We start from the raw sequence: 4,771 nt of genomic DNA on the forward strand, positions 1-4,771 counted from the left end.
GATCGATGCCGACTCGGGTAATCTCGTTCATGGGGCTTCTCCTTCCAAAGGTTTCAGATTGACTTCGCAAATCAATCTTGGCACTCGATGCCGTGACCAGGAAGCGAGAAGTCCCTTCGCATTCATTTCGCTGCGCAAGGCACCCCATCGACGGGAGCGTTATGCGCAGCGGTCGTTGATCAGCGAAGCACAACGAGCGTGCCCAAGTGCACAGGACATCGGGTGCTCCCCGCAGCGAAATAAAGGAGGAGCCGAAGGCGGGGGACATTCGCGGAGGGGAGTACCCGGTGGCCTGTGCACGCGCCCTGAAGGACAGCCCGAACAAGAGCGCCCAAACAAGCAGCCCAGCAAAAGCAAAGCCCACTCCCCCTGCGACAATCGGGGCATGCCCTTCGCCCCCTTGCAAAACGACACTTTCCTGCGGGCCTGCTGGCGCCAGGCCACCGACCACACGCCCGTCTGGCTCATGCGCCAGGCCGGACGCTACCTGCCCGAGTACGTGGCCACCCGCGCCAAGGCCGGCAGCTTCATGGGGCTGGCGACCAACGTCGACTACGCCACCGAAGTCACGCTGCAGCCGCTCCAGCGCTATCCGCTCGATGCCGCCATCCTGTTCTCCGACATCCTCACCGTGCCCGACGCCATGGGCCTGGGCCTTTCGTTCGAGGCCGGCGAAGGCCCGCGTTTTGCACGCCCCGTGCAGGGCGAAGCGGCCGTCGCGGCGCTCGAGGTGCCCGACATGGCCAAGCTGCGCTACGTCTTCGACGCCGTGGCGTCGATCCGCAAGGCGCTGGCCGGCCGCGTGCCGCTGATCGGCTTTTCGGGCAGCCCCTGGACGCTGGCCTGCTACATGGTGGAAGGCGCGGGCTCGAGCGACTACCGCCTCGTCAAGAGCATGCTCTACAGCCGCCCCGACCTGATGCACCGCCTGCTCGCGGTCAATGCCGATTCGGTGGCCACCTATCTCAATGCGCAGATCGACGCCGGCGCGCAGGCCGTGATGGTGTTCGACAGCTGGGGCGGCGTGCTGGCCGACGGCGCCTTCCAGGAATTCAGCCTCGCCTACACGGCGCGCGTGCTGGCCGGCCTCAAGCGCAACGGCGCCGACGGCCAGCCGGTGCCGCGCATCGTCTTCACCAAGGGCGGGGGCCTGTGGCTCGAAGCCATGCGCGAACTCGACTGCGAGGTGCTCGGCGTCGACTGGACCGTGAACCTCTCGGCCGCGCGCCGGCTGGTCGGCGAAGGCACCGACGGCAAGGCCAAGGCGCTGCAGGGCAACATCGACCCCAACGTGCTGTTCGCACCGCCCGCGCAGATCGAGGCCGAGGTGGCGAAGGTGCTGCAGGCCTTCGGCCAGCCGCATGCCAATGCCGCTTCCAAGGGCCCGACCCACATCTTCAACCTGGGCCATGGCATCAGCCAGTTCACGCCGCCGGACCACGTGGCGGCCCTGGTGCAGGCGGTGCACGCACAATCGCGCGCCTTGCGCAAAAGTTAAAAACGGTAAAAGAGCCGCCAGCCGCGCAGGGACGCGGCCGCGGCCCCAAAAATCGATTTCCCGGCGTTTGTCAAGCATAAAAACGGTGTAGGAACACCGACTTATGCACAAAACACGTGTTGCACTGCGCAAGATTATCTGTAGGCCTCCCCTCTTTGCTCCTAAACCAATAGCGACGCTAAGTTGTTGATTTATATAGAGATTGAACTTTGCTTTTTTTGAGGGCAATCCAGTCAGAGGCTTGATTTTCAAGGCTCGCCGGCGTGTCGAGCCCGGTTGTCAACAAAGTTATCCACAGAAACTCTGGATGACCCCCAAAGCACTGGAAAATCAACGACTTAAGCGATCTTATTCAAAGTCGCATTAACAAACCTTGCCAACAAGGACACCCATTCCCACCGTCAGCCCCGTCTCCGAAACAGCAGCAGCAACGCCAGCGGCCGGCTCCGCCGCGGCACCGGCGAGCGTGCCCGCCGCGATGGCCTGGCGGCTCGACATCGCGGTGCAGACGCCTGCGCATGCCGCGCTCGGCGACCTGCTGAGCTATGCCAGCCCTGCCGCCCTGGTGCCCGGCACGCTGGTGCGGGTGCCGCTGGGCCGGCGCGAGGTGCTGGGCGTGGTCTGGAATCCGCCGGTCTCGCTCGAAAATGCCGAGCCCGACATGGCCCTGAAGCCCGTGGGCGCCGCGCTGGACGCGCTGGCCCCGCTCGGCGAGGCCTGGCGCGACCTCGTCGCCTTTGCCGCGCGCTACTACCAGCGCTCGATCGGCGAGATCGCCCTGGCCGCGCTGCCGCCGCAGCTGCGCGACCTGAGCGGAACGCAGCTGGCGCGCCGCCTCAGGCGCAAGACGGCGGCCGGCCCGGTGGCCGAGACGGCCGAGGCCGCCCACCCGGTCGCGCTGAGCGCGGAGCAGACGGCCGCGCTGGCCCGCATCGAGGCGGGCGAGGCCGGCACCTTCCTCCTGGTCGGCAGTACCGGCAGCGGCAAGACCGAGGTCTACCTGCGCTGCGTGGCCGACCTGCTCGCGGCCGACCCCGGCGCGCAGGCGCTGGTGATGGTGCCCGAGATCAACCTGACGCCGCAGCTCGAAGCGCGCTTCAAGGCGCGCTTCGGCGACGACGCGGTGGTGTCGCTGCACAGCGGCATGACCAACCCGCAGCGGCTCGCGAGCTGGCTCGCGGCGCACAGCGGCGCCGCGCGCATCGTGCTGGGCACGCGCATGGCGGTGTTCGCGTCGATGCCGGGCCTGAAGCTCGTGGTGGTCGACGAGGAGCACGACCCCAGCTACAAGCAGCAGGAAGGCGCGCGGTATTCGGCGCGCGACCTCGCCGTCTGGCGCGGCCAGCGCGAGGGCGCGAAGGTCATCCTCGGCTCGGCCACGCCCTCGCTCGAAAGCTGGCACCAGAGCCGCCCCGCCGAGGGCGAGGACCCGGGCGGGCGCTATGTGCGGCTGGCCATGCCGTCGCGCATCGGCGCCGGCGAGCTGCCCACGGTGCGGCTGGTCGACATGAACCTGCAGCCGCCCAAGACCGTGATCTCGGCCGCGCTGCTCGACGCCATCGGCCAGCGCATCGCGCGCGGCGAGCAGAGCATGGTGTTCCTGAACCGCCGCGGCTATGCGCCGGTGCTGGCCTGCGCCGACTGCGGCTGGAAAAGCGAATGCCCGCACTGCAGCGCCTACCGCGTGTTCCACAAGATCGACCGCACGCTGCGCTGCCACCACTGCGGCTTCACCGAGCGCGTGCCGCGCGCCTGCCCATCCTGCGGCAACCCCGACATCGCGCCCGTGGGCCGCGGCACCGAGCGGCTCGAAGAACACCTGGCGGAACTGTTCGCCACGGTGACGCGGCCCGACGGCAGCGCGGTACGCATCGCGCGCATCGACGCCGACAGCACCAAGAAACAGGGCGCGCTCGAATCGCAGCTCGCGGCCGTGCATTCGGGCGAGGTCGACGTGCTGGTGGGCACGCAGATGATCGCCAAGGGGCACGACTTCCGGCGCATCACGCTGGTGGCGGCGGTGAACCCAGACGGCGCGCTGTTCTCCAGCGACTTCCGCGCACCCGAGCGGCTGTTCAGCCTCTTGATGCAGTCGGCCGGCCGCGCGGGCCGCGACGCCGCCTACCTGGCGGCGCAGGGCGCCACGGCCGAGATGTGGATCCAGACGCACCATGCGCAGCACCCGCTTTTCTCGGCCCTGCGACGGCACGACTACACGGCCTTCGCGCGGCAGCAGCTCGAGGAGCGCGCCGCCGCCGGCATGCCGCCCTTTGCGTTCCAGGCGCTGCTGCGTGCCGATGCACGCACGCAGGAAGCCGCGCAGGCCTTCCTGAACGCGGCCAGCGCTGCCGCGGAGGCGCTGGAAGGCGCCGACCGGGTGGTGCGCTATCCCGCGGTGCCGCTGGCGATCCAGCGCGTGGCCAATGTGGAAAGGGCGCAGATGCTGATCGAAAGCCCCTCGCGCGCCGCCTTGCAGCGCCTGCTGGCGCAGTGGCAGCCGCTGCTGCATGCCCTCAGGCGCACGCCCGAAGGCAAGGGCGTGATCCGCTGGCTGGTCGACGTCGACCCGCACAGCATCTAGGACCCGCCCCGCAGGCCTTGGCCGCGGCGCTCAGTCGCTCAATAGTTCGCCATCGGACGGGCCCGACCCCGGGGCATGAAGCGTGGGCCGTGGCTGGCGATCGATGACGCATGGTCATAGGATGGAGCCCGGCACTGCTGACGAGGTCGGCGTTTGCTTGGTGTTGCGAACCCGTTCAATAGTTGGACCCGCAGTCCTGCGAGCACCCCGGAATGTGGCAGAGGGCGGCGACGCCCCGAAGCACGCTTAGTAGAGTTCGACGACGAGGACTGCCTGCGGTGCCCCTCAACCGACAGGAGGTTCTCATGCAAGTGCTTTATCCGCGCTGTGCGGGCCTGGACGTGCACAAGGACACCATCGTGGCCTGCGTGCGATGCGTCTCCCCGCCCATGCATCAGGAGGTACGCAGCTTCGGCACCACCACCACCGAATTGCTCGCGCTGGGCGATTGGCTGGCCGAGCACGACTGCACCCATGTGGCGATGGAGGCCACCGGCGTGTACTGGAAGCCGGTGTGGCACGTGCTGGAGGCTGAGTTCGAGCTGGTGCTGGCCAACGCCGCGCACATCCGCAACGTGCCCGGCCGCAAGAGCGACGTCAACGACGCGATGTGGATTGCCGATCTCTTGGCGCACGGCCTGATCCGCTCCAGCTTCGTGCCGCCGCAGGCGATCCAGCAGCTGCGCGACCTC

At 68.2% G+C, this 4,771-nt stretch carries 3 protein-coding genes; all 3 read left to right on the forward strand.

Going from position 1 to position 4,771, the window contains the following annotated elements; all coding sequences use genetic code 11:
- The first annotated feature begins 385 nt into the window (after positions 1-385).
- On the forward strand, positions 386-1,498 hold the full coding sequence (gene hemE / locus AC1DMS_RS31540; protein ID WP_436287249.1) for a uroporphyrinogen decarboxylase: 1,113 nt from the start codon (positions 386-388) through the stop codon (positions 1,496-1,498).
- 478 nt (positions 1,499-1,976) lie between these two features.
- A complete protein-coding gene (locus tag AC1DMS_RS31545; protein WP_436288284.1) occupies positions 1,977-4,079 on the forward strand; it encodes a primosomal protein N' in 2,103 nt (700 codons plus the stop codon).
- A 305-nt stretch (positions 4,080-4,384) separates the two neighbouring features.
- A partial coding sequence (locus tag AC1DMS_RS31550) for an IS110 family transposase (RefSeq protein WP_478182126.1) occupies positions 4,385-4,771 on the forward strand: 387 nt, incomplete at its 3' end.

Source organism: Variovorax sp. 05T418 (assembly GCF_056396385.1).